The organism is Mycetocola sp. BIGb0189, assembly GCF_024810155.1.
GTDB classification, from domain to species: domain Bacteria; phylum Actinomycetota; class Actinomycetes; order Actinomycetales; family Microbacteriaceae; genus Mycetocola; species Mycetocola lacteus.
In genome coordinates this window covers 420,018-444,940 of the sequence record NZ_JANUED010000003.1, presented here as the reverse complement: position 1 = coordinate 444,940, position 24,923 = coordinate 420,018, and the positions used below count along the sequence as shown (strand labels likewise).

Below are 24,923 nucleotides of genomic sequence, written 5' to 3'. Positions count from 1 at the left end.
CCGTTCTCTGGTCACGGCCTGCGTCTGCATACCGCGTATGGTTAATGTACCTACTCGGTATGCGAGTTGCAAGCATCCACGGATGCCGTGTCACAAAGTTTCGCTAGCCCCAGAGCAATCCGAAGCCCGCGCCGGCAATAATCGTGAAGCCGGCCAGCACCAGGGTGGGCACAAAGAACGAGTGGTCAACCAGCTTGGTGCCGAGCTTGGTGGAGCCGGTGTAGTCGAAGTTGGCCGCGGCGATCTGCGACCCGTTGGTGGGGAGCAGATAGATTCCGGCAAACGCACCGGCCCACATTCCCGAGAGGAGACCGAGGGGGATACCCGCGGCCAACCCGATGGGCACCACCGTTCGGGTCGCCGTGGATTGGCTGGTGGTGAGCACGCAGACCAGGAAGATGCCCAGGGCGAAGATCCAGGGCCAGTTGCCGACCCATCCGCCCACGGTGTCCGCGATGACCTGCTGGTGTGCGCCGAGGAAGGTGTCGGTCAGCCAGGCCAGACCAAACAGGGCGATCGCCGAGACCATTCCGGCCTTGAACACGGTCATCGTGGGGATCTCGGCCACCTTGGGGCGGGCGACCAGCAGGATCAGGGTACCCACCACAAACATGACGATCTCGATAATCGGGGTCATGGCCAGCGGGACCTGTCCGGGGGCACCATCGATAACCCCGGGAACCAGCGGGCGCAGGTCCTTGAACAGACCGAAGATGACGATCACCAGGACTCCGCCCAGGAAGATCAGCGCCGCGTTGCGCCCCTTGGCGGTGGGGGCCACGTCGGCGTGGGAGAGCGGGCCGTCCTGCTTGGGTGCCTCAAACTTTCCGGCGGCGATCCGGGCCTGAATCTCCGGATCGTCGGCAATGTCCTTGCCCAGTCGCGAAACCACAAACGAGGCCAGCACGATCCCCACCACGGCGGCGGGGAAGGTGACCTTGACGATATCGATCAGCTCATACCCGTAGGCGGGTGCGTCGGTGAGGGTCACCATCGCGGCCATCGCCGCCGACACCGGGCTACACGCCAGCGCGATTCCGGTGGCCACCACCGAGAGCGAAAGCGGGCGCGAGGGACGAATGTTGTTCTTGTAGGAGAGGTCCTGGATCACCGGCAGCAGCGGATACAGGATATTCGAGGTTCCCGCACCCGCCGAGAACAGGAACGACACCAGCGGCGCCACCAGGGTGATCTGCTTGGGGCTGCGCGAGATGAGCTTGGCCGCGACCCCAACCATCCAGTCGATGCCGCCGGCCGCCTGCATCATCGAGGAGGCCAGCACGACCGAGAGCACGATGAGCAGGGCATCCACCGGGGGAGAGCCCACCGGCTCTCGAAAAACGAACACCAGGATTGCGACACCGGTGCCACCCCAGAGGCCGAGGCCCACACCGCTGGATCGGGTTCCCATGATGATGGCACCCAGTACCACCAGCAATTCCAAGATGAATGTGACGGCTTCCATAGTGATGCGTCCTCCCCGGCTCCCGCGCGCACGCGCGGGAGAATCTGCGCTCAGCCTAGCGACGCGCGGGGGCAAAATGGGGAAAACAATCAACCCAGAACGGGGACGTGTGTCAGGCGCCCACCGAGCGCTAATCTGGGAGGCAGCCTTCGTTTTTTCGACTACCCGATTGAAAACTACGGACGGGGGCACCCGAAAGTCGCGCCCCTTTACCCATGACACGAGGGGCACGGCACACCTGAAGGATCCCGATGCGAACTCTTTCCCCGCCTCGGCTGCAATTCGACTGGACCCCCCAGGCGGCCGACGTCCTGACCTCTTTTAGCGACCCTACCGTACCCCGCGCCCTCGCCCTGGTGGGCCCGACCGGCTGCGGTAAAACGGCGATTTCCAGTCTGGTCATCGCCGAGCTTGGCGAGCCGTATTCGATTCTGCGCATTCGCGGGGTGTCCTTCGGCAGCGACAGCCCCTATCTTGCGATTGCACACCTCGTCTCGGGCACCGTGAGCCCCGTCGATACCCCGGTGAGTGTGCTGCGTCGCCTGGATGAGCGGCTCCGTCAGATTTCGGATGATCGACCCGTTCTGCTCTACATCCAGAATTTTGAACTGCTCGATTCGGCCAGCGCCGCCGTGCTGTCTACCCTGCTCGGAGCGGGCACATATGCCGCCCTAATCACGTGCGGCCCGGTGGAGAGCCAGGCGTCCCTGATGGGGGTGATCGCCGGCGGGATGGTCGAGCCGGTCGAGATCCGTCCGCTGTCCATCCGCACGGTACACAAGATTCTTGAGGCGGCCCTCCCCGGGACCGTGCCCTACCCGGTTGCCGAACGTCTGACCCGGGCCGCCGCCGGAAACCCGGTGCGGCTGCGGGTGCTGGTTGAGCAGGCCCTGGCGGTGGAGGGGCTGCGGTTTCGTGACGGCGTGTGGTCGCTCAGCGGCGATGCGGCACTGGGCGAATCCGGTTCGCGCACGGACACCGCGTTCCTCGGAGTCTATGAGCTCCTGGGGGAACACGAACGATTCGCGATCAACGCGCTGGCGGTGTTTGAGCGGCTGAGTATCGCCGGGCTGATGGATATTGCGGCCCACGCCAATCTGGAACAGCTTGAACGCGCCGGGCTGATCATTATCGAGGGGGAGCCGCCCCGCTATCGCCTGGCCTCCAGCACCGTGAACGCGTCCTTCCTGCGCTCGCTCAGCCCCGATCTGGTGCGGGATCTGTGGCGGCAGTATGGGCAGCGCGTGCGCGCCCTGGAGGACACCCTCCATCCGGCCGCGATCCTGCGTGCCACCCGCGGTGGCGTGCGGGTGACTCGGGACGAACTGTACGCGGCGGCGTTTACCGCGACCGGCGATCAGCGCCCAGACCTGAGTGATCTGCTGCTGGACCAGCTGGGTCCCGACACCGCGGAGACCTTCCTGATCCGTGCGGGCAATGCGCGCCAGCGCGGAAACATTCAGGCCTCCGAGGAGTTTGCCAGTCGCGCGGCGCTGGTCGCGACCGTGAGTGCCGAGGCCGCGCAGGCCCGAGCGCTGCACATCCTGAATACGCTGGAGGATCGCGCGCAGGTTGCCCAATCCGAGCAGCTGTTGGAGGCGTTTACCCAGTGGCAGCGTGATCATGCCTCCACCGACACGGTGGCCCTCTCGCTCGTGGTGTACTGCGACATGCTGATCGCCTCCCATCGCGGACGCTGGCAGCGGGTGCGCGAGATCGCCGAGGAAAAGCGATTTTCTCGGCTGACGCCGGCCATGACCAATGTGTGTTTGATGCTGGTGGCCGAGGCGCTGTGCGTCCAGGGTCTCCAGAACGAGGGGATCGCGCTCGCGCGTCGAGTGTTCCCGGACACGCTCAACCTGGTTTGGTTCGAGCTGCGCGACACGTCGGTGATGGCGATGTGGCGAGTGCTTCAGGTGCGCGGTGAATGGGATGAGTGCCGTCACCTGGCCGCCGTGCTGCGCGAGCGTTTTCCACAGGCCGGGAGTACCTATGCGGCGGTGGGGGAGCTGGTGGATGGGTTCCTCGCACTCTTGCAGGGCCGAACCGAACGGGCCGAGCGTCCGATGCGGGCCGCCCGCGCCCTCTTTGCTCAGTTAGATCCCGCGGAGGGTGCCGAACTCGGGCGCGCGATGGAACCGCTGTTGGCCGATCCCGCCGCGTTGCCCTCCACGGATATCGAATTTGATCTGCAGGGTGTGCCGCGTCCGCTGGTGTTTTTGGGCGAGACGATCATGACCCGGGCCCATGCCGAGGGGCTTGACCTGCCCGCGGCAATCCTCGCCCTCGTTGCCCAGGCCGATGCCCACCATCTGCGCGCCGAGTTTGGATATGAGGTGTTCCCCGCGGCCGGGCTGCTTCGGCTCCTGCTGAGCGCCGATCTGGGTGCCCTAGCCTCCGACGCCGAGAGCGTGCAGCGTGCCCGGACCGTTATTTCACGGGCGCTGAGCCACAGCGCGGGCCCGCTCTCGCGCGCGTGTGCGGCATTTGAGATCGGCCTGGACCGGCGCGATGTCTCGGGTGCCGTGCGTGCGGGGAGTCGGCTGAGCGACATGCTCGGGTTGGGTACGTTTGTGTATGCCGGCACGGGTGAGGCCGTGGGTACAGCGTCCGAAACCACCGTGCCCGAGAACGAGCCCGAGGGGCTGTCCGAGCGGGAGCGGCACGTGTTTGCGGCGCTGCGGGATGGCCTGCGTAATCGAGAGATCGCCGCGATCCTGGGGATCTCCCCGCGCACCGCCGAGGGGCACGTTCAGCGACTGTACCGTCGCCTCGGGGTGCGCTCGCGCACCGAATTGCTTGCCGCCTACCCGATCGAGGCGCGCGGGGTCGCCTCGATCGATCCCGGCTCTGCCGCACAGCCCCTCGCCGCGGTGACCCAACTGCGAGGTCGTGCCGGATGAAAAATGTGACGGAGGGTGCCGAGGTTCGCGATGCGGTGATTATTCGTGATCGCGCGGTGAGTGTGCTGCGCGAGCCCGCGAGCGCCGGGGTGTGCCTGGTTGCTCCCGGAGCCATCGGTCTCCCGGATCTGGCGCGGGAAACCTGTGCCGCCGCGGGGATCGAAAAAACCATGCGGGTGGTGGGAAACCGCAGCCTTTCCGATGTGGCCTACGGCGCGCTGGCACCCTTCCTCGGACCGATCCTGGATACCCCCGATCCCGATGCCCTCACCGCACTCTCGGGTTTCCGCGGCGAGATCGAGCGGCGCCGACAGGGCGCGCCGTTTGTCATCATCGTGGAGCAGGTTGAGCTGTTGGATTCTGCCAGCGCCGGCCTGCTCGCCCAAATCTCGATCGAGGCCTGGGTACACCTGATGATCCTGGCACCGGGTGCCGCCCGAATCCCGCGCGATCTGCGGGCGCTATTACTGGAGGGGCAGCTGGTCGAGTTCTCGATGACCTCGCTCAGTACCGACGGCGTCATCGCGTTTGCGCACAGCCGACTCGAGGGCATCGTCCCGTGGGCGGTGGCCGACCGCTTTGTCCGAATGGGCGGCGCCGCACCGCAGATTCTTGAGGGTGGGCTGCGCGAGAGTGTGCGTACCGGTGCGCTGGTCTGCACCGAGGGCGTCTGGCGTTTTGTGGATGAGCCGCGGCTGGGATCGGCGAGTGTCTGGCAGCTGCGCGGCATGCTTGCCCAGCTGGGCCCCGAGGAAACCGATGCGCTGAGCGCGGTGGCCCTGGCCTTCGCGATTCCCGCCAACCTCCTGGGCGAAATCTTTGGCGGTGACGCCGTCCGCGCGTTACGGGCGGCCGAGCTGCTGGTGCCCATCGAGCGGGACGGGCTGGATGAGTCGGGGGAGGAGTTGCTGCGGATTCCCACCAATCTGATTGCCGTGGTGCTGCGCGAATCCCTGTCGCCCTCGGCCAGTCGAGCGCTCTGGCAGCGGGTATTCTCCCGGTTGCCGTTGCCGAGGCTTCCCGAGTCAACCCTGCGCTATGTCGAGTGGACAACCGAGTGTGGTGGCGTGGTGGACACCCAGTCCCTCGGTGTTTTGGCGACGCTGGCCAATCGTGTCGGCCGGCCCGAGCTGGCGCTGCGGGCGGTTGCCCTGGATCGCGAGACCCCCCGCTCCACGGCCATGCAGGTCCAGCGCGCCCGGGCACACTTCTATCTGGGGGAATCCGCGGCGGCGCTGCAGATCATCGATGAGGTTTTCGTCGGACCCGGCTCGTTGAACGATATTCAGCGCATCGCGACCCTGCTGGCACAGATCTACGTCACCACCGGACAGGGCTTTGACCGCATTGAGGTCATGCTGGATCGATGGACCACGATGGCCGAGGGCACCAACTATCACGGTGTGCTGGCCCAGCATGCCTGGGCGATGCGGGCCCCCGCCTTCCTGATGACCAGTGGGGACTATCGCGCCGCCCGCGCCGCGGTGGAGCCGCTCCTGCAACAATCGCGCAGAATCAGCGCCGAAACCGTGCTGATCGGCGCCCTCACCGGGGAGATTCTCGCGGTGACCGGTGACTTCGAGCGATCGCTCGAGCAGCTGGAATCCGCGCTCGAACTGGTCATGAACACGGCGGAGTTGGCCAACTACGGGGGCTTCCTGTTTACCCGGATCGCACTGGTGCAGTGCTCGTACGCCGATTGGGAGCGGCAGGATCGGCTCCTGGAACGCCTGGCCGAGGAGCAAAACGCCTGGATGATTCGACAGGGAATCATCGTGGAGCTGGTTCGTGCGGTGCAAAACATGCAGGAGGGTGACTTTGAGGCCGGGGCTCGTCACTCCCAAGCGGCGGTTGTGCTGGCCCGCGAGAGCGACCCCGAGCGCCTACGTCCGCTGGTCCTGGCCACCGCCGCGTTCACCGCGGTGGTCTGTCAGGATCTGGACCTAGCCGCCACCTACCTGGCCGAGTACGGCACCCTGGAATACGGGGGAACGCCGTTGACCGACACCCTCACGCGTGCATACGCGGCCTATGCGCGGTACCTGGTGGATCCGAGTCTCGGACTTGATGAGCTGCGCGCGCTTGTCCAGGAAGCCGGGAAACAGGGGCACTATCCCGCCCGCGTGCAGATCCTCCTGCTTCTGATGGATCTGGGAGACCGCGAGTGCCTGGATGAGATGACGGAGATCACCGAGGGCGTCACCGACCGGATGGGGCGAGCCGCCCGTGCGTTGGCCCAGGCGCTGCGCACCGGACTCGCCTGCGACTTTGTGGATGCCGCAGAGATCGCGATCGAGTGTTCCCAGCACTACATCGCCGCTCGCGCACTGACCAGCGCGTTCCTGGCCCTGCGCGTGGGTCCCGAACGCGCCCTGCATCGGCGGGCTCTGGACGCGCTGGCCCTGCTGGCGCCGAGCGCCCGGGCGTTGGATCCGATGCTTAACGCCATGCGGGAGGCCACCGTGCTCTCCGATCGCGAGCGGGAGGTGGCGCGCCTGGTGGCGCGTGGACTCACCAGTCGGGAGATTGCCCGGGCACTCTCACTCTCGGACCGCACCGTTGAGGGCCACGTACAGCGGGTTCTGCTCAAACTGGGGTTGGGCTCGCGCGAGCGCCTGCTTGACGCGAACCTGGGCTTTATCGCCGATACGGCATAGGTACCGCGCGTTCCCGCGACGTTGACCGGCGTGCACCCATCTGGGTGCACGCCGGTCGTTTTTGCGTAAGAAAGGTCCCTCAAACGGGGGTCTACGCGGGCGGGGCACGTAGTTTTTGCGTCGTTAATGCGTAGGTTCGCGGCCCACATACGTAGTTTTCTGAGGCCTCGCTGAACAAAACACGTAACGATACGCATCGCACTACAAACTATCGCTTTTTAGATTGTTCCTAGATGTGCGCCCCCTGCACACATGAGTCAAAAGGAACGTTCGGTGAAGAACAGGAATTTCAGGATTGCGACGGCCGCCACGGTGGCGCTCGCGCTGATCGTGGGTGGTGCCTCATTGAGCGCCTATGCGACCAGCGGCGCGGCAACCCCCGAGGCTGCCCCCTCCGAAGCCGCACTCGCGGTCACCGCCAATGAGAACATTCGCGCGGTGGATGATGCCCCGGCACAGACACCGGCCCCCGCCCCTCAGATCGGAACCGAGGCCCCGGCCGCCAAGCCCACTCGTCCCGCCGAATCGACCGCCCCCGCGGCGGCACCGACGTCCGGGACCGCGAGCACTACCGCTCCCGAAGCTCCGGCCGAAACCGGTGCCGAGGCAACCGTCGAGTCCGCCCGGGCACCCCTCGCCGAAGAGTCTGTGGCGGCGGATGCGGGCGTTGTCACCCCGTTGGCGGCACCGACGGTGGTGCCGCCCGGCAGCAAGGCCGTGATCAACGTGCAGGTTGGTGGCACCCGCACCGCCGGTGGTGTGGTTGGACCGCAGCCCGGCGTGGTGTTGCGCCTGGTGACCCACAGCGGCGGACCCTCGAACACGCTGTACGCCCCCTGGGCAACCTGCACCTCCGATGCCGACGGTAACTGCGCAATCCTGGTACCGTCCAGCTTCACCTTCCCGCGTGACTCGAATGCTCCGTGGGTCGCCCTGCAGAGCACCCCCGCGGGTGTGTTCTCGATTACGATGACGCGGACCGGCACCCAGAACACCGCCGTCACCACCCCCTATGCATTCCGAACCTCGTCGGGCGATTTCGCTCAGGGACGGATCACCAAGTACCCGCCGGTTGGCTCCTCCGACTCGAGTGTGGCCCTGAACAGCACGGGAATCTTCCAAACCTCCCAGGACAACCCGTCGCTTGCCCCCAAGTGTGGGCTGAACATCGGCCTGCTGGTTGACCTGTCATCCTCGCTCAGCGGCTCCCAGGCCGCCCTGCGCACCGCCACCACCGGTTTCGTGGATGCCCTGACCGGCACCCCGACCCGCCTGGGCATCTGGACGTTCGGGACCACCTCCCCGGCCGCCGGATCTGCCAACACCAACTCGGCGATGGTCAGCCTGGCCACCCCCCAGTCCGCCGCACCGATCCGCACCAAGGCCAACGGCCTCACCGTGCCCAGCGATTCGGGCACCAACTGGGATGCGGGTCTGCGCGCAATCACCGCGAGTTCCGAGTCTCTGGATCTGGTGTTGGTTCTGACCGACGGCGCTCCGACCTACCGCCTGAGCGCGGGTGGCACCCTGAACGGCGCGGGTAATAACACCACCGTGGCCGACATCGAGGCCGCAGTGTTTAGCGCCAACGCGCTCAAGGCCAAGGGCACCACCGTCATGGCACTGGGCATCGGTTCGGCCTTCACCGCGGCAAACATCGAAAACCTCAAGTCGATCAGTGGTACCCGCGAGGGCGTCGACTATCTCAAGGTGGCCGACTATAGCGCCCTGAACGCGCAGCTGAAGGCGTTGGCCGGCGCACAGTGCGACGGAACAATCAACGTGAACAAGTCCGTGAAGACCGCCACAAACCCGGCGGGTTCGCCAGCCGCAGGCTGGACCATGAGCGTGGAAAACGCCTCGCGTGATTCTGTCGCCCCCGCCTCCGCGGTGACCGGTGCGACCGGTGTGGCCTCCTTCAAGGTCAACAACCTGCCGATCGGCACGCCCCGCCCCATCACCATTGCCGAAACCCAGCAGCCCGGATACGCCCTGGAACAGCAGGGTGGCAAGAACGCGGTCTGTACCCGCGCCGACACTAAGGCCGCCGTCACGGTGACCAACGTGGGGGCCACCGGCTTTACCGTCGACGCGATCGCCAACACCTCGATCAGCTGCCAGATCGTGAACAAGGAGGTCACCGCAACCGTCACGGTCACCAAGAAGTGGGTGGTCAACGGCCAGAACTTCGCCCACGGCAGCCAGCCCTTCGGTGCCGCCTCCTACACCCTGAATGGTGCGGCTGCCCGCACCGACTTCGGGACCAAGCAGACGGGATTCACCGCCGGACAGAGCGTGACCCTGGCCGAGCCTGCCCCCACCCAGGTTCCCTCGGGCTGCCGCCTGCTGGGTGTTGATGGTGTGGAGACCCGCGTGCTTGTGGTTGGTGACAACGCCTTCCAGCTCACCAACCGGTTTGAGTGCACCAGCACGCTCCAGCTGAACAAGGTGGTGCGCGGCGGAACTGCTCAGCCCACCGACTTCACCCTGAAGGCCACCCCCGGTGGTACCGGTACCAGCGGCGTCAGCGTCGCCGTCAACCCGGGCACAGTGGTGCTCTCCGAGAGCGGTGGACCCGGCGAATACCGCCCGGTTGTGGCCGCGGGAACCACCCTGGTCCCCGGTGCCGTGGGCTCCTGGGTCTGTGAGCGGGATTCGGGTTCCGGTTTCGCGGGTATCGCCGATGGGCGTAACGGCTCGATCACCGTCGGATGGGGCGACAAGCTGCGCTGCACGGTGACCAACGAGGCCGCGACCCTGATCCTGTCCAAGGTTGTGCTGAACGGCACGGACACCCATGCCCTTCCGAGCAGCTGGACCCTGTCGGCCTCGCGCCTCAGCGGTCCGGGCGGCGTGGGAAGCGTGCACGTTAGTGGTGCCGCGAAGAGTGCGGCCACACCCTTTACGATTGCCCCGGACAGCGAGTACCGGCTCGCTGAGATCGGACTCGTGAACGGTTTTGTGCGTGCCTCGCTGATCTGTGATGACGGAACCCGCACCTTTACCCCCGAAAACGACACCATCCGGGTCGCGGCCAACACCTCGCTGCACTGCGAATTCACGAACGCCGCGGTACCCAAGCTGACCATCATCAAGACCGGATGGGAACTCTCCGAGATCATCCCCGGCACCGGACCGATTGGGTCTCCGGTGATCGACACCTCGATCCCGCGCCCCACCGGCAGCCAGGTCCAGTGGACCTACCGGGTCAGCAACACCGGTGCACTCCCGATCGAGAACATCACGGTCCTCGATAACAAGCTTGCGGCGAACGCCGTGACCTGCCCCGCCGCGAATACTCGCGACGATGGCACCCGATTCCTCGCAGCCGGCGCGTCCATGACGTGTTGGGCACGTGGATCCCTCACCCCGTAGTCACACAGAACCACTGCTACACCTCCACCTTCTGCAACACCTCACACAAAGGAATCATCATGAAGATCTCAACTCGCGGTATCGTCGCCGGCGCACTGGGCCTGGGGCTCCTGGCCGGTGGCAGCACCTTCGCTCTCTGGAGCTCCACCACCGACGCCGACGCCGGCAAGATCAACACCGGTAACCTGCACGTTGCCGTCGCCGGTGCACCGGTCTGGACCGACGTCTCCACCGACGTTGTCGGTGCCCCGGTTGCCATCCCCGACGCCACCAAGTTCAAGACCGTTCCCGGGGACACCCTGAACCGCACCCAGGAGATCGCCGTAACCCTGTCCGGTGACAACCTCAACGCGACCCTCAACGTCACCTCGAGCGCCCTGAGCGCCCTCGACGACAAGGGTGTAGCCAAGGCCGGTACCGGTGGACTGACCGCTACCTACATCGTGCTGGACAAGGACAGCAACGCTGTTCCGCTGGTGGGCGGGGCCCCCTCGGCCAAGACCGCACTGGGCACCCCGGTCACCCTCAAGGTGCCCAAGAACGCCGGTACCACCCCGGACACCTACACCGTGAAGATCGAGCTGGCCTTTGACAAGACCGCAACCGACCTGACCTACGCCAACGCGCAGGCGGTCCTGGGCAACGTCAACTTCTCGCTCGAGCAGAGCACCCGCGGATAGTTCCACCCTCGGTGGGGTGGGCACACCCCCTGCCCACCCCATCGCAGCATTCCCCACAGTTGAAAGGCCCTGACCCATGAAACGCACCCTTGCCGCCGTCACCGCGCTGGCTCTCGGAGCGACGCTCGGCACCGCCGGCGCCGCAACCTGGGCGCTCTGGTCACAGCAGACCGCAGTGCACGACGCCGTGACGATCGGCTACGCGGGATTTGCCGTCGGCAACCCCGGTGCCACCCCCGCACAGATGGACCGTGCCTTCGGGCCGCAGACCGCGGTCACCTGGTTGGCAAATAACGCGATTGGCGGCAACCCGATTACCGCCCTGCAAACCAAAAACTTCGCCGATGCGGTGATCCGTGTGGACGGACAGTCCCAGGGTAATCGCGGCCTCGCCTACGACCTTCGGGGTGCACACATCATCGGTGGGGACGACTCCAGCCTTGTTGATGGCGTGCGCGTTCGGATCGTGCGAGCCGGCACGGCCGAGGGATGCGCACCCGCACTCAATGCCGATGCCGGCACCCTCTACGAGGGCGCCCTGTCCGCGGCGCAGATCCCCGCCCGGGAACTGGTCTCCTCGGCCTACAGCACGGCCGGCTGGGAGACCCCGGAACACGAGTTCCTGTGCCTGCGACTGAGCCGTCCCGTGGCTCTGAACACCACCTACACCAACATCGGATCCGCCACCGGAACCTACACCAACCCGCAGACCGGTGCTCAGGTGAGCGTTTCGGGTGAGGACCGCTGGTCGATCGGACTGGGCTATGACACCCGGGCGTTCCAGGCCACCTTCTCCCTGGACTTCGGGTTCGAGACCTTCCGCGGTCGGTTTGCCGGATAACGCATCATGTCCATCCTGATCACACCCACCGAGCCGGAGACGGATCACGTCGACGCCGCGCAACGCGTGGAACCGGCCTCCGCGCGGCCGGGGGAGAGCACCCCGCGTCGTCGCCGGCGCGCCGCAGACACCGGCCGGGACCACGCCTCGCGCGGCTTCTGGTTCGGGGTGTGGCGGGGCGCCGGGGCGGTGCTTCTCGCCGCGCTGATCCTGATCAGCGCCGCGGTCACCGTGGTGCCGCTGATCATCGGGGCGGTGCCCCTCACCGTACTGACCGGGTCGATGCAGCCCACGATTCGCCCCGGTGATGTCGTGGTATCGGCCCCGGTCCAGGCGGCCCAGCTGAGCGTGGGGGACGTGGTCACCTTCCAACCCATCTCCGATGACCCCACCCTGATCACCCACCGCATCCGCTCAATGAGCGCGGGAGACTCGGGTGTGCGGTTGATCACCCGTGGGGATGCCAACAGCGCGGATGATCCCGAAATCAGTGCCGATCAGGTCCGCGGACGTGTGCTCTACACCGTGCCGTACGTGGGCTGGGTCACCAACCTGGTCGGCGGCAACGTTCGCGGCCCCCTCATTACCCTCGCCGGCCTGGGACTGGTCGGCTACGCAGTCTTCACCCTCGTGCGTCGTCCCCGCGGCGCCACCGAAAGGAACACACCATGAAACGGATCACCGTTGCCGCCGTCGCGGGCGCACTCGCCCTCACGGTTGCGGGTCCCGCGCTCGGCGCGCAGGCGGCCGATGAGATTGGGCTCTCCTGGGATGGAAGCTCGGGATTCGCCGCAGAACTAGACCGCCCGGTGTTTGTGACACCGCGGGTGGTGCCGGGCGACTCCGATGCGCGTTCGTTTGTGGTGCGCAACCAGGGCGACACCGCCGCGGTACTCACCGCCAAGATCGTCAACGTACGCCTCACCGGAAACCCCGCGGATGAGTACTATCGTGATTTCACCGTCAACAGCCTCCCGGTGATCGACCGTTATGGCAAGGACACCACGATCCTGACCACCCGCGTTCAGCCCGGCGGCACCGCGACCGTCAACCTCGACTACGACCTCCCCGAGGCCGCGATCACCGGCAACTATCCGGTGGCCGGCGACCAGGCCGTGTCGGTCGCGTTTGATGTGCGATTGGCCCTGGCGGGGGAGAGCCGGATCGATGGCCCCACCGAAACCCCGACACCCTCCCCGACGCCCCCGATGCCCACCCCCGAACAGCCCAGCCAACCGCCGGTTGCCGGACCGCCCGCCGCCGCAGGACCGGGGAACCTGGTCCGCACGGGTGCCGAGGGATGGCCCCTGATCGCCGCAGTCGGCGCGCTCCTTGTGGGCGGCGGCCTCGCGCTGCGGCGCAAAATGACCGGTGCAACCTCCCGACGCACCCCCTAAAGCCACCGCATGCGATGACCCGTGGTCGTCATGGGTCCCGAGTCATTGCATGCGTGGACCCCGCCCACTCCGACCCCTGTCGGAGTGGGCGGTTTGTATTGCCCCGACGACCGATCGGCCGACCCCTGCTGGAGTGGGCGGTTTGTGTTGCCCCGACAACCGATCGGCCGACCCCTGCTGGAGTGGGCGGTTTGTGTTGCCCCGACGACCGATCGGCCGACCCCTGCTGGAGTGGGCGGTTTGTGTTGCCCCGACGACCGACCGGCCGACCCCTGTCGGAGTGGGCGGTTTGTGTTCGTGCGCATGCCGAAACTGGAATCGTGACGGGGATAAGGTGGACACACCGGTCATACGTGCTCGCGCCACAAGCCTCGAGTACTCGCGGCCGAGGCAAGGAGCACACAATGAATCCATCCGACACCACGGCAGCCGACACCACGGCATCTCGCACCGACGAGATCACCGACACGCTGCGTGCCCTGGTCCGCGACCCCGCAAGCGTGGGTGTGCCCGGTCGTATCCCCGGCTCGGCACTCGCCCTGGCCGGACTCACCCCGAGTGGGGAGCGTGTGGACTTCCTCCACGGACGCACGGCGATCGCGGAGTACGAGCCCGAGATTTCTCGCCCGCTCGGCCCCGAGCATCGCTTCGACTTTGCCTCGCTGTCGAAGCTGTTTGTCTCGGTTGCCGCGCTGAGCGTCGTGGAATCCGGGCTGGTGGATCCCGATGCTCCCATCGGCGATGTGCTGGGCGAGTCCCTACATCCCGATGCACGCCGCATCACCCTGATGAACCTGCTCGCCCACGACTCGGGCCTCCCGGCCAATACGCGATTCTGGGAGGATGCGCCAGACGCCGACGCGCTCTGGACACACGTCCTGGGAACCGCCCCGGTGCGGGCACCGGGGGAGGCCCACGAGTACTCCTGCATCGGCTACAACATCCTGGGGCGAATCCTGGAAACGGTCACCGGGGAGGATCTGCCGACCCTGCTGCATGCCCGGGTTCTGGAACCGCTGGGGACCCGAGGCACCGGGTATCACCCGATTGATCCGGGCCTCGCGGTGGCCACCGAGGAACAGCCCGGCCGAGGATTGGTGCGCGGAAGTGTGCACGACGAGCTCTCATTCTTCCTGGGGCGACCCAGCGGAAACTCGGGCCTGTTTGGTCCGGCCGATGATGCCCTCGCGCTTGGACGGATGATCCTGGCCGACGGACTCGGTGATCGTGGCCGTGTCCTCTCACCCGCCTCGGTTGCCCTGCTGGCCGCCCCACAAATTCATGGCACAAATGCGGCGGGCTGCTTCGGTCAGGCCGTCGGCTTCCGGGTGCACGACGCCGAATTTATGGGTGCCGTCCCGGGCCTGGGACACACCGGATTCACCGGCACCATGCTCGTGGTGGACCCCGTGCACAACAGTGCCGTGGCGCTCCTGACCAACCGCGTGCATCCGGGACGCGCCCGGGCGAACGTGTTCGCCGTGCAGCGTCTGGCCAGTGAAACCGTGTGCCTTGCGGGTGTGACAGCCGGATAATCGGAGGACAGGGTCCGCCGTGCGATATCATGACAGGATGAGCGACTCCACCCCGAAACCCCTCCGCGCCGACGCCGAACGCAACCGCGCGGTCCTCCTGAATGTCGCCGGAGAGCTGTTCGCCGAACACGGCGTCGGGGGATCGCTTGAGGATGTTGCGCGCCGCGCCGAGGTGGGTATCGGGACGCTCTATCGCCGCTTTCCCACGCGTGATGATCTGATCATCGCGCTCTACAGCGAACAGCTGGAACACTTTGTGACGATTGCCAGCGACGCCGTGAACTTCGCCGACCGCGACGCCGCCCGTGCATTCCGTGCGTTTGTGCACTACACGATCGAGCTACAGTCGGCAGATCGCGGCTTCTCGGATGTCCTGCTGGATGGCTTCGGCACGCCACGAATCTTCGTGGATGAGCATGAGCTTATTCGTGCGGGAATCACCGAGCTCTTCGATGCGGCCCGCGAAGCCGGGGTTATTCGGGCGGATGTGTCGGATCGCGACTTCCCGATGATCCTGCGCGCCACCGCACACCTGGCCGGTGCCCCCGAGCGCGCCGATGAGCTGGCGCGCCTTGCCGGGCTGTTGATTTCCGCACTGACCGGTGATTCCAGCATCCCGCTTCCCTCCGCCGAACGGTAACTAAGGGGAGCTGCGGCTCCGCACGCCGCGACGCGCGCGGTGTGAAAATATGAGAACTCGCTATGGTCGTGTCGCAAAAACGGTGTTAGCCTGACGAAGCGGCGCACCCGCCGCGTTCCGTTTACACCCCTCCACTCCGTGGGGCGATGTGACGGGGTGGCCTCCGCCTAGCGGATTGCCATCATGGACCTACGGGGAGTGAAACACGGTTATGCGCTTTTCTAAACGCTGCGCGGTCATCTCGTTGACCTTTGCGCTCACCCTGGGCGGTGTGGGTTTTGCGGCCCCCGCCCTCGCCGATCCCGGCACACCCACGGCACCGTCCTGGGATGACGTCGCCGCCGCGCGCGATGACGTGACCAAGTCGCAGGCGCAGGCCGCCGCGATCCAGACCACCATTCAGCAGCTCAGCGACGCCTCGGATGCGGCCGATGTGGCCACTCAGCAGGCCGCCGAGAAGCTGCAGATCGCCCGGCAGAAGGTTACCGAGACGCAGCAGCGTCTGGACGATCTGCACGCACGGCTGGAAGCCGCAAAGTCCGATGATGAAAACGCGCGCAAGGCGCTCGGCTCGATCATCGCGCAGTTTGCCCGCGCCGGGGGAGGCACCGGTGTGAGCGCCGCCCTGCTCTCCGGAGGCAATAAGACCGACGGAAGCGACCTGCTGTATGAGCTGGGCACGATGGAGAAGCTCTCCAGCGGCCAGGCCGCGCTACTCGACCGGGCCAAGCAGACCAGCAACCTGGTCTCCACCCTGGAAGACCAGACCAAGGCCGCGCAGGCCGAGAACGTGAGCGCGCAGAAGGCCGCCGACGACGCCTTTAAGACCGCGAACGATCGCGCCAATGCCGCCCAGGCCGCCGTGGATAACGCACAGGTGGAATCGGCCACGCTGAACGCTCAGCTCGCCTTCCTGCAGGACCGCAGCGCGACCCTGGAAAGCGCCTACGCGGCCGCTCAGGCTCAGGCAGCCGCACTCAAGGCTCAGGCCGAGCAGGCCGCCCGGGATCGCGCGGCAGCCGAGAAGGCCGCCCGCGATGCCGCAGCCGCGGCCGCGGCGACTCGTCCGCCGACCACCACCCCGCCGGTAACCCGGCCGCCGGCAACCGGCGGCGGTAACGGCGGTGGCGGTAACACGGGCGGTGGCAACACCACGCCGCCGGTCACGACACCTCCGGTCACCACGCCGCCGGTGGGTGGCGGGGGAGGCGCGCCGGTGGGTCCGGCCGCCGCCGCGACCAGTGCCGTCAACTTCGCCTATGCCCAGCTGGGCAAGTGGTATGTGTTCGCCGGCGAGGGTCCCGACGTGTGGGACTGCTCGGGCCTGACCATGATCGCCTACCGCCAGGCGGGGATCAACATCGGATACCACACCGTGGGTGCGCAGTACCGCCAGATGACCGCGGTGGGACGCCTGGTTCCGCGCTCCAGCGGACTGGTCCCCGGCGACCTGCTGTTCTACTCGCCGGGTGGCAACACCAACTCTCAGGTGATGTATCACATGGCCATCTACGTGGGTAACAACCAGATGATCGAGGCACCCGAGCCCGGGAAGAAGGTTCAGCTGGTTCCGGTACGTACGCACAACCTGGTGCAGAACGTCGGACGTCCGGCCGGATAGGCCCGCGCCACCATGCAATTCGCGACGCCGGATTGGGCATATCGTTTTCGACACGAAACGGTTCCCGATTCGGCGTCGCCGCATTGTACGGGCGTATAGTGGCAGTGTGTCTGATCCAGAAAAGTCGACGCGCAAGCCGCGTCCCATCCTGCAATCCGCCAAGCTGGCAAACGTCCTCTACGATATCCGCGGCCCGGTGCACGAGCACGCCGCCCGACTGGAGGCCGACGGACACAAGATCCTGCGGTTGAACATCGGCAACCCCGCACCGTTCGGGTTCGAGGCGCCGAGCGCGATCGTGCGCGACATGATCGCCACCCTGCCCGCCGCGAGCGGGTACTCCGACTCCCGTGGAATCCTGTCGGCCCGCCGCGCGATCTTCAACCACTACCAGGTGCGCGAGAACTTCCCCGCGTTCGATGTCAACGACATCTACCTGGGTAACGGTGTGTCCGAGCTGATCACGATGACCCTGCAGGCATTCCTGAACCCGGGCGATGAGCTGCTGATTCCCTCCCCGGACTACCCGCTGTGGACGGCCTCGGCCACCCTCGCCGGCGGTAACGTGGTGCACTACAACGCCATCGAGGAGCAGAACTGGGAGCCCGATATCGCCGATATCGAGGCGAAGATCACCGACCGCACCCGCGGCATCGTGGTCATCAATCCCAACAACCCCACCGGTGCCGTGTACTCCAAGGAGGTGCTGACCAAGCTGGCCGACGTCGCTCGTCGACACGACCTGGTTATTTTCGCCGATGAGATTTATGACCGGATTCTCTACGATGAGGCCGAGCACATCTCCATCGCGACCCTCGCACACGATGTCCTGTGCCTGACCTTCAACGGTCTGTCCAAGACCTACCGGATCGCCGGTTATCGTTCGGGCTGGGTCATCATCACCGGTCCGCGTGACCGCGCGGCCTCCTTTATCGAGGGTATCTCCCTGCTCTCCAGCATGCGCCTGTGCGCCAACGTGCCCGCCCAGTTTGCGATTCAGGCGGCGCTCGGTGGCTATCAGAGCATCGACCCGATGCTCAAACCGGGCGGACGACTCTATGAGCAGCGCCGCGTGGCCGTGGACATGCTCAACGCGATTCCCGGCGTCTCGGTGGTTGCCCCGCAGGGCGCGCTCTACGCATTCCCGCGACTGGACCCCGAGGTGCACGAGATTCACGACGATGAAAAGTTTGTGCAGGACCTCCTGCTCAAGGAGCACATCCTCGTGGTCCAGGGAACCGGTTTCCACTATCCGAGGCACGACCACTTCCGCGTGGTAACACTGCCGGGCGTGGGTGACCTTGAGGTGGCACTTGAGCGACTGGGGAACTTCCTGTCCTCTTACCACCAGTAGGTATAAGCCGAAATGCCCGTCTCGACCCGGTCGAGACGGGCATTTTGTCTGAGGCGGCGACGCGTGGGCATTGCCGCGTGGTCCCTGCTAGGGTATGGGGAGCGCCCGGGCAGATCCGGGCGTTTTTGCGTGTACGCTTTCGCACAAGAACGAAGGATTCCCCGTGACCGACTCCAGGTTCCCCGCGCGCCGCGCCGGGATGCTTGCCCTGCCCGAGCCCGATATTCCGTCGCTCCCATCCACCGCCACCCTCGACGCGGTTCGCGAGCGCATTCATCGTGACATCGATCCGCACATTCAAATTCTTCTTCGCCCCCACGGGCATCAGGTCATTCTTGACCTCATCCAGGTTCCCTATCCGCTGCGCGGTCAGCGCCTCGCGGATCGTGCCCTCGATCTCCTGTGTCGCCGCGCCGATTCTGCCGGCTGGGAGATCGCGCTGGAACCGCATCCGGCATTTGGCAGTGACACCGGCAGGCTTGCCGCCTGGTATCGCGCCCACGGCTTTCGCCCCGAGGCTCCCGGCGAAAACGCCTGGCTGCATCGAGTGCCCCGCGTGGCCACGTCTCCGAGTTGAGCGCGGTTCACGGGTGCGCGCTGAGTGCGGGTCAGGCAGGTGCGCGCTGAGCGTGGGTCAGACGTGTGCGCGCTGAGCGCGGGTCAGGCGGGTGCGCGCTCGGGGGAGTGCGCACCCGCCTGAGTGCCCGGGTTAGGCTGCGTCGACCTCATCGCCCGAGCCGGCCCCGGCGATCTCGGCCACAAACGACAGCCCGCTGGCATTGTTTTTGGTCATCGAGAGCATCCGATCCATATACGGTTCGAGCGCGGTGACCTTATCCAGCGGTGCGCCCACGATGAGCTGGAATCCGAGGCCCTGCCAGGCCGCGACCGCACGTCCGGCGAACTCGGCGTCGGACTTCACGAATCCCTCATCGAGGAACACCGGCGCGAACCGCGGGCGGGTTCGCGATTCGTCTCCGAGCTGGAACCGCAGGGCGGCCCCCACGATGAAGGCAACCAGCTCCTGGGATTCACCACCGCTCTTTCCGCCGAGCGAGGAGTACGTGCTGACCTCGACGCCGTCCACCGTCTGGCGAACGGCGGTGATCTCCACATGGCGACGCACATCCAGCAGGTCATCACGTCGACCCTCACCGTTTTCACGGAGCAGATCCATGAACGCCCGCAGCCGGGTGAACCGTTCCTGCGCGGCCGCGTCATCAAGAATCTCGGTGGATCCGGCGGAGAGTTCACGCAGTTCACGACGGAACCGGGTCACATCCTCGCCGTGCAGGCGTCGCAGGGCAATCTTGAGCCGGTCGCGTCCGGCACCAAAGGGCAGGGTCGAGAGAATCTCGTTGACCGGGTCCAGCCGTTCCTCGATGGCCTCGATCGCACCGTCGAAGGCGCCGCCGAGCGGCACGAGATCCTGCCCGCTCCACTCGGACAGCCGTCGGGTCCACTCCTGGCGTCGCTCATGCAGGCCGGTGGTGATGATCGTGTCGAGGATATCGCGGTAGCCCTCGGCCGATTCGATCGTGGTGCCCAGGTTGGGGTCCGGCCAACGGTCCTGATAGATCCGGAATGCCGATTCGAGTGCCGACTCGGCGGCCAGCGCGGCCTCGCGTGCCTGGGTGGACTGCGCGCGCAGACGATCACCCAGTCGTTTCACGCCGGAATCGAAGGCGGCCAGGTCGGTTCCGCCGCCCACGGCGGCGAGCTCCTCATCCAGGCGCTCCGCGTGTTCGGGGGCCAACTCGGCGGTGTTGACCCGTTCCCATGCCTCGGCAAGTTCATCCTCGCGGTCCACGAGCCGCTCATGTTCGGTGGCCAACTGCGAGCCGGTATCCTCGGCGAGGAATCGTTCCCGCTGGGCGGCATCGCGCTCCACCCGCAGGCGGGTTTCCTCATCGCCCAGGCTGCGCAGCACATCGCTGTCGGCCAGAACCCGTTCGCGTTCGGCGGCGAGCTCGCTCAGCGCAAGCTCGACCGCGGCCACGTCGATTGTTGACCAGCGGGCATCACGCACCAGACGGTGTGCATCGCGGTGCGCCCGCAGCACCGCCAGGCCGGCACGTTCGGCGGTGATCTCGCCGACCAGTTCGGCCAGGCGCGCGTCCAGGTCGGCAACCTCGGCCTCAATCTGGGTGAGCCGCGCGGTGTTCGAGAACCCGATGATCGGGCGCACGTTATTGTCTCCGTGTGCGCCGCGACTGCCGTCGCGAGTCTGCCCGCTCGGTGCCACCCGGCGTCCGGAGCCGCGCAGCTCGGCCGCGGATTCAACACACAGCGCGTCGGTGTGTGCTGCACGCACCCGGTCCTGCACCCAGTGGGCGTAGGGGGAGTCCTGGAACACCAGCTTGCCGGAGATCATCTCGGGGTCGGTTTCGGCCGGTGTAAACGTCCCCGCGGGGACGCCCTCAAACACGATCCGAGTGGACAGCTCAACCTCATCGATACTGCGCGAGAAGGCGTCGAGGTGCTCCTCATCCACCACCAGGATGCGGGACACCGGGCCGAGCGTGACCTCGGCGGCCGTGCGCCAGCGTTCCTCGCCGGCAGCCAGGTCGATAAGTTCTGCCACAAACGGCAGATCTGCCGGGTTCAGCCCGCTGGCCTCCGCCAGCGCCAGACGTGCCTGGTGCAGATGGGGCGGGACCAAACCGGTCCGCCCGCTGAGCGACACCGCCTCATCGCGCAGGGCACGACGATCCGCTTCCAACGGATACTGGTCTCGGCCGCGCGCGTTAATGCGGTCCTCGTGTTCCTGTTCGCGATCGGGATACGCGGCAAGGAATGTATCGGCGGCGTCCTGTGCAGCGGTGAACTCCGCGGCCGATTCGGGGGCCGCTCCCAGGACCGAGACCCGCTCGATGAAGGCGTCACGCTCGAGCGCTACCTGCTCGCGACGGTGTTCGAGCGCCGTGCGCTGCTGGCCCAGATCCTCAAGGACATCGCCCCCGTTTTCGCGCTGTTGACGCTGGATCGTGGCAAGCCGGGAGGCCAGCCCATCCTCGTGTTCGCGAGCCGTGGCGATGCGTTCTCTTGCGCCGCGTCGGTCGGCGGCGTTGGTGGTTGTGGCAGTCTCCAGCAGGGCGCGCTCGGTGCGGACCCGCCACAGGTTGAAGGCCGTGGCCCCCTCCTGATTGACCCCAAACGTATCGATGGTGGCCTCTTCGGCTCGGGCGCGAGCGTGCTCGGCCATGAGCGCGGGGACGGCCCCCAGGACCGTGGATTTCTGGTCCTCGGTCACCATCGCCTCATAGGATTTCTCCAGATCGGCGAAGTGCGCCAGCGCCGTATCGGCCGCCTCGAAGGTGGCCGGACGCTCCAGCACCATCGACTTATACAGTCCATCCACCGTGCGAACCTGCTGGCCCGCCTGGATGCGGGCAAGCAGACGCAGAGCCTTGGAGCCATCACCTCCGGCACCGATGCCCAGACGGGTGTGCAGCTTCTGGGCGAATTCCAGGTAGGTTCCGCACACCTGGATACCGGGAACGACTCCGCGAAGGGCGCGACGATCAAATCGGCTCTCGGCGATACCGGCCAGCTCGCGCAGGTCAAACCCGCTGTCCAACACGGCCATCTTCATCGAGACATTCGCCGAGGCGGCGGCGCCACGCGGGACAAAGTAGGTGCGCAGCACGGTGAAGCGGCGCTGATTATCGTCCACGAAGGTCATCGAGATCGCGCCCCAGGTGGAGGAGTTTTCCCCACGCAACACCCGGTCCAGCATGACACCGGTTTCCGGATCGCGTCGCGAATCCGTCTTTCCCAGCAGATAGGACAGCAGGTTGCGCTGATCTGCCCCGCGAGCACGCCCGGTGGTCGCGTCATTGGAGGCGCCGTTGAATGCGGTGTCCGAGGGCATCATCAGGGCCAGATACGCGTCCATGAGCGTGCTCTTACCCGAGCCGGATGCGCCCGAGAGCAGGGTGGCGGTGGGGGAGAGGGGGATCGCGTGGTGTCCCTGGAAGCCGCCCCAGTTGACCACCTGGAATAGTTCGGCGCGCCACTGGGTGGTGCCCTCGGTGGCGCCGTCGATGTGGAAGAGAGGGGCGTCGCTCACTGGGTGATCTCCTCGGTGGTATCGATAGTGGGGTCGGTGGCGGTGGCGGTGGCGGTGGCAGTGACGGTGTCTGCATCGGTGTCGATTTCGCTGCCGGTATCGGTATCGGTCTCGACGTCGGCCTCCGTGTGGGGCTCCTCACCCGAGCGCGTCCGGAACCATTCGAGCAGCTCACTCAACCGCTCAAGCGGCAGCAATACCTCGATCACGGGCGCAATCCGGAATCGGTCGGGATCGTCGGTGCGCAGCAGGATCTGTGAGCGAGTCATCGACTCGATGGCCTTTTCGGCCTTGCGGGCATCGCCCGACTGGTCGGTCGAGTAGGCGGGGCGGAACTGGGCGATCCGCCCGAGCATCTCCTCGCGTCCCACGTGCACGCTCTCGCGTCCATTACCCCGCTCGCTACGGAAGCGGCCGCGCAGGAAGACCAGCAGAATGGTCTCCTCGCGCGTGTAGGCGGTATCACGCAGCAGGGTGGGGAAGCGTCCCCCCTCCTCGGGGTGAGCCTGGCGCTTAAACGCCACCTCGTATGCGCGGTCGATGTGCAGATCCAGGAAGAGGTCGTTGAGGCGAGAGCGCAGCACCGCTTCGGAGGCGAGCAGGGTTTTCCACTCGCGCGGGTGATCGGCGGCACTGAGATAGCGGCCGCGCAGCAGCGTGACCAGCGCGCGTCGCTGGGCGAGGTCGAGTCGACCCTCGTCACCCTCAAACAGCGAAACGGTACCCTCGGGGTCCACCTCGGGCACGCCGTCCTCAATCATCGTGTCTCGGGTCATGCGTGGGTGTCCTCCTGAGCGGTCTGGGCGGGGGAGTCGTCGGTTTCGGAACCGTCGATAATCTGTTCGATATGGGCAAGGGCGCGCTGCGCCTCACGGTCCAGCCGAACCCGTGGCACCCGGAAGGTTCGTGCGGTGTGGTCGGGACGGATGGTGGAGAACTCGTCATAGGCATCGGCTTCGACGCCGATTTCCGCCTGGGTGAGCAGGTGTAGCAGGCCAAAAATCTCGACCGGACGGCGCAGATCCGGGCTCAGCGTGTTGAATAGTTCGCCGAGCGGGGCGTCCTCGATGTCTCGTGCCGCGTCGCCAATCGCCGCACGTACCTCGTCGAGATAGGGGCCACCCTGAACCCGAATGGTATCGATTTCGGGGGCCGCGGGTGCCTCTGCCGCGTGATCCTCCAGCGGCGGTGGCGGTGCCGCCGAGAGCGGGTCCCAGAGTCGTTCGCGCAGGTGTGGCGTCTCGGGCACACCGGGGAGCAGTTCCACCGGAACGCTTGAGCGTGGTCCGGCGGTGTGCATCCAGGTTTCCAGCTCGCGACCGAGTGCACGCAGCACGGCATCGAGTTCTCGGTCGCGCACGTGATCGTGGTTTTCGATGTGCTCACGCAGGGTTGCGGTGAGACGGCGGCGCTGGGAGAGTACATCGTCGATGCCCGAGCGCAGGATCGAGACCGTGCCGCGGAAGTCGCGGCGCGCGCCCGAGCCCAGGCCGGCCGCAAACGGGTGATCAAGAATGGTCTGGATGTCCTGCCGGAGCGCGGTCAGGAGTTCCTCATTACGCAGCAGCGCGAAGGCGCCCTCGAACGCCCGCCCCTCGGTCGTGGCACCCATGAGTTCATCGGTCTTGGCCAGGTACTCATCGAGCACCTCGCCGATCGGACGCTCCTCGGCACGGAAGTCGCTGATGATCTGGCGATGCATGGCGGCGACCGATTCCTCGACCCGCTTGAAGTCGCTGGGAAGCTGTCCGATCAGGTCAATCAGGTTCTGATAGCCCTCATACATGCGCTCGTTACCGGCGGCGGGGACTTCGCCGCCCCCGCGGAGGCGGTCCCGCTCGGCGGTGAGTTCGGCGATGCGATCATCCAACCGCTGAATACGGGTGTGCGGGTCGGGGTCGGCCTCGGTGGCCCAGTGGTGCATGGTGTCGAGGATGGTGGTCAGCCGAGATTCACTGATCAGCGCGCGGTCCTTGGCCAGGGAATCTACCAGCGCGAGCGCCTCGAGTGCATGGGAGGTCAGCGAGTAGCGCTCCTCCCCGTCGGTATCGCTTGAGCGGTAGAGCCAGCGATCGTTCATCCACTGCACGCACAGCGACCGCCCGGTGCCCGCCGGAATTTCCTCACCGAGTGCGGCGAGTTCCTGTAGGTAGGTGTCCACCTGGACGTGCAGCCGCTCGGCGTGAATGCTCTGGCGCTCCCGACTAAAGGAGGTACGGAAGATGGTGAGCACCAGTGGTGCCCATTTTCGATCGAGAAGGCGGAGGGTGGGTTTGTCAAAGGACTCCCGCACCCGCGTCAGCTCTCGCAGTACGTCACTCACCGCGTGTATCCTCCCGTTGTCGCGTGGCCCACCGCCGGAGGGCCAACCTCTATTCTCTCG

At 66.3% G+C, this 24,923-nt stretch carries 16 protein-coding genes; 12 read left to right on the top strand and 4 right to left on the bottom strand.

Going from position 1 to position 24,923, the window contains the following annotated elements:
• Window positions 1-103: 103 nt before the first annotated feature.
• Window positions 104-1,465: an anaerobic C4-dicarboxylate transporter family protein gene (locus M2390_RS06800; RefSeq protein WP_259177737.1), complete on the bottom strand. Its 1,362-nt coding sequence runs from the start codon at window positions 1,463-1,465 to the stop codon at window positions 104-106.
• Between the two features lie 251 nt (window positions 1,466-1,716).
• Here M2390_RS06800 and M2390_RS06795 point away from each other — a divergent pair, with 251 nt between their 5' ends.
• From M2390_RS06795 to M2390_RS06740, 12 genes are all read left to right on the top strand, one after another.
• The gene (locus tag M2390_RS06795; protein ID WP_259177736.1) at window positions 1,717-4,368 is read left to right on the top strand and encodes a LuxR C-terminal-related transcriptional regulator; all 2,652 of its coding nucleotides are present in this window, start codon (window positions 1,717-1,719) and stop codon (window positions 4,366-4,368) included.
• Entirely contained in the window at window positions 4,365-7,025 is a 2,661-nt protein-coding gene (locus tag M2390_RS06790) for a helix-turn-helix transcriptional regulator (RefSeq protein WP_259177735.1), read from the top strand. The genes M2390_RS06795 and M2390_RS06790 overlap by 4 nt, the downstream gene beginning before the upstream one ends.
• 273 nt (window positions 7,026-7,298) lie before the next feature.
• Window positions 7,299-10,400, top strand: a complete 3,102-nt coding sequence (locus M2390_RS06785; protein ID WP_259177734.1) for a vWA domain-containing protein — start codon at window positions 7,299-7,301, stop codon at window positions 10,398-10,400.
• Between the two features lie 59 nt (window positions 10,401-10,459).
• Window positions 10,460-11,080, top strand: a complete 621-nt coding sequence (locus tag M2390_RS06780; protein WP_259177733.1) for an alternate-type signal peptide domain-containing protein — start codon at window positions 10,460-10,462, stop codon at window positions 11,078-11,080.
• Window positions 11,081-11,156: 76 nt separating this feature from the next.
• Window positions 11,157-11,921 carry a hypothetical protein gene (locus tag M2390_RS06775; RefSeq protein ID WP_259177732.1) on the top strand — a complete coding sequence of 255 codons (765 nt, stop codon included), beginning with the start codon at window positions 11,157-11,159 and terminating at the stop codon, window positions 11,919-11,921.
• A gap of 6 nt (window positions 11,922-11,927) precedes the next feature.
• Window positions 11,928-12,593 (top strand): signal peptidase I, encoded by a 666-nt coding sequence (locus M2390_RS06770; RefSeq protein WP_259177731.1) that lies wholly within the window; start codon window positions 11,928-11,930, stop codon window positions 12,591-12,593.
• Window positions 12,590-13,318 (top strand): hypothetical protein, encoded by a 729-nt coding sequence (locus tag M2390_RS06765; protein ID WP_259177730.1) that lies wholly within the window; start codon window positions 12,590-12,592, stop codon window positions 13,316-13,318. The genes M2390_RS06770 and M2390_RS06765 overlap by 4 nt, the downstream gene beginning before the upstream one ends.
• Window positions 13,319-13,722: 404 nt before the next feature.
• Window positions 13,723-14,853: a serine hydrolase gene (locus tag M2390_RS06760; protein ID WP_259177729.1), complete on the top strand. Its 1,131-nt coding sequence runs from the start codon at window positions 13,723-13,725 to the stop codon at window positions 14,851-14,853.
• Window positions 14,854-14,890: 37 nt separating this feature from the next.
• Window positions 14,891-15,493 carry a TetR/AcrR family transcriptional regulator gene (locus M2390_RS06755; RefSeq protein WP_259177728.1) on the top strand — a complete coding sequence of 201 codons (603 nt, stop codon included), beginning with the start codon at window positions 14,891-14,893 and terminating at the stop codon, window positions 15,491-15,493.
• Between the two features lie 211 nt (window positions 15,494-15,704).
• Window positions 15,705-17,114, top strand: a complete 1,410-nt coding sequence (locus M2390_RS06750; RefSeq protein WP_259177727.1) for an NlpC/P60 family protein — start codon at window positions 15,705-15,707, stop codon at window positions 17,112-17,114.
• A 106-nt stretch (window positions 17,115-17,220) separates the two neighbouring features.
• On the top strand, window positions 17,221-18,468 hold the full coding sequence (locus M2390_RS06745; RefSeq protein ID WP_030143541.1) for a pyridoxal phosphate-dependent aminotransferase: 1,248 nt from the start codon (window positions 17,221-17,223) through the stop codon (window positions 18,466-18,468).
• Between the two features lie 163 nt (window positions 18,469-18,631).
• Complete coding sequence (locus tag M2390_RS06740) at window positions 18,632-19,045, top strand: hypothetical protein (protein ID WP_259177726.1); 414 nt, start codon at window positions 18,632-18,634, stop codon at window positions 19,043-19,045.
• 132 nt (window positions 19,046-19,177) lie between these two features.
• Here the strand turns inward: M2390_RS06740 and M2390_RS06735 are convergent, their stop codons facing one another.
• From M2390_RS06735 to M2390_RS06725, 3 genes are read right to left on the bottom strand one after another with little or no spacing between them, the layout of a single operon-like run.
• Entirely contained in the window at window positions 19,178-22,540 is a 3,363-nt protein-coding gene (locus M2390_RS06735) for an ATP-binding protein (protein ID WP_259177725.1), read from the bottom strand.
• Complete coding sequence (locus tag M2390_RS06730) at window positions 22,537-23,316, bottom strand: DUF4194 domain-containing protein (RefSeq protein WP_259177724.1); 780 nt, start codon at window positions 23,314-23,316, stop codon at window positions 22,537-22,539. The genes M2390_RS06735 and M2390_RS06730 overlap by 4 nt, the downstream gene beginning before the upstream one ends.
• Window positions 23,313-24,863 carry a DUF3375 domain-containing protein gene (locus tag M2390_RS06725; protein ID WP_259177723.1) on the bottom strand — a complete coding sequence of 517 codons (1,551 nt, stop codon included), beginning with the start codon at window positions 24,861-24,863 and terminating at the stop codon, window positions 23,313-23,315. The genes M2390_RS06730 and M2390_RS06725 overlap by 4 nt, the downstream gene beginning before the upstream one ends.
• Window positions 24,864-24,923 lie beyond the last annotated feature (60 nt).

Excerpts from the sequence above, each read along its gene's own strand:
- M2390_RS06800 (WP_259177737.1), bottom strand. The coding sequence starts at position 1,465 with ATGGAAGCCGTCACATTCATCTTGGAATTGCTGGTGGTACTGGGTGCC.
- M2390_RS06795 (WP_259177736.1), top strand. The coding sequence starts at position 1,717 with ATGCGAACTCTTTCCCCGCCTCGGCTGCAATTCGACTGGACCCCCCAG.
- M2390_RS06790 (WP_259177735.1), top strand. The coding sequence starts at position 4,365 with ATGAAAAATGTGACGGAGGGTGCCGAGGTTCGCGATGCGGTGATTATT.
- M2390_RS06780 (WP_259177733.1), top strand. The coding sequence starts at position 10,460 with ATGAAGATCTCAACTCGCGGTATCGTCGCCGGCGCACTGGGCCTGGGG.
- M2390_RS06775 (WP_259177732.1), top strand. The coding sequence starts at position 11,157 with ATGAAACGCACCCTTGCCGCCGTCACCGCGCTGGCTCTCGGAGCGACG.
- M2390_RS06770 (WP_259177731.1), top strand. The coding sequence starts at position 11,928 with ATGTCCATCCTGATCACACCCACCGAGCCGGAGACGGATCACGTCGAC.
- M2390_RS06765 (WP_259177730.1), top strand. The coding sequence starts at position 12,590 with ATGAAACGGATCACCGTTGCCGCCGTCGCGGGCGCACTCGCCCTCACG.
- M2390_RS06760 (WP_259177729.1), top strand. The coding sequence starts at position 13,723 with ATGAATCCATCCGACACCACGGCAGCCGACACCACGGCATCTCGCACC.
- M2390_RS06755 (WP_259177728.1), top strand. The coding sequence starts at position 14,891 with ATGAGCGACTCCACCCCGAAACCCCTCCGCGCCGACGCCGAACGCAAC.
- M2390_RS06750 (WP_259177727.1), top strand. The coding sequence starts at position 15,705 with ATGCGCTTTTCTAAACGCTGCGCGGTCATCTCGTTGACCTTTGCGCTC.
- M2390_RS06730 (WP_259177724.1), bottom strand. The coding sequence starts at position 23,316 with ATGACCCGAGACACGATGATTGAGGACGGCGTGCCCGAGGTGGACCCC.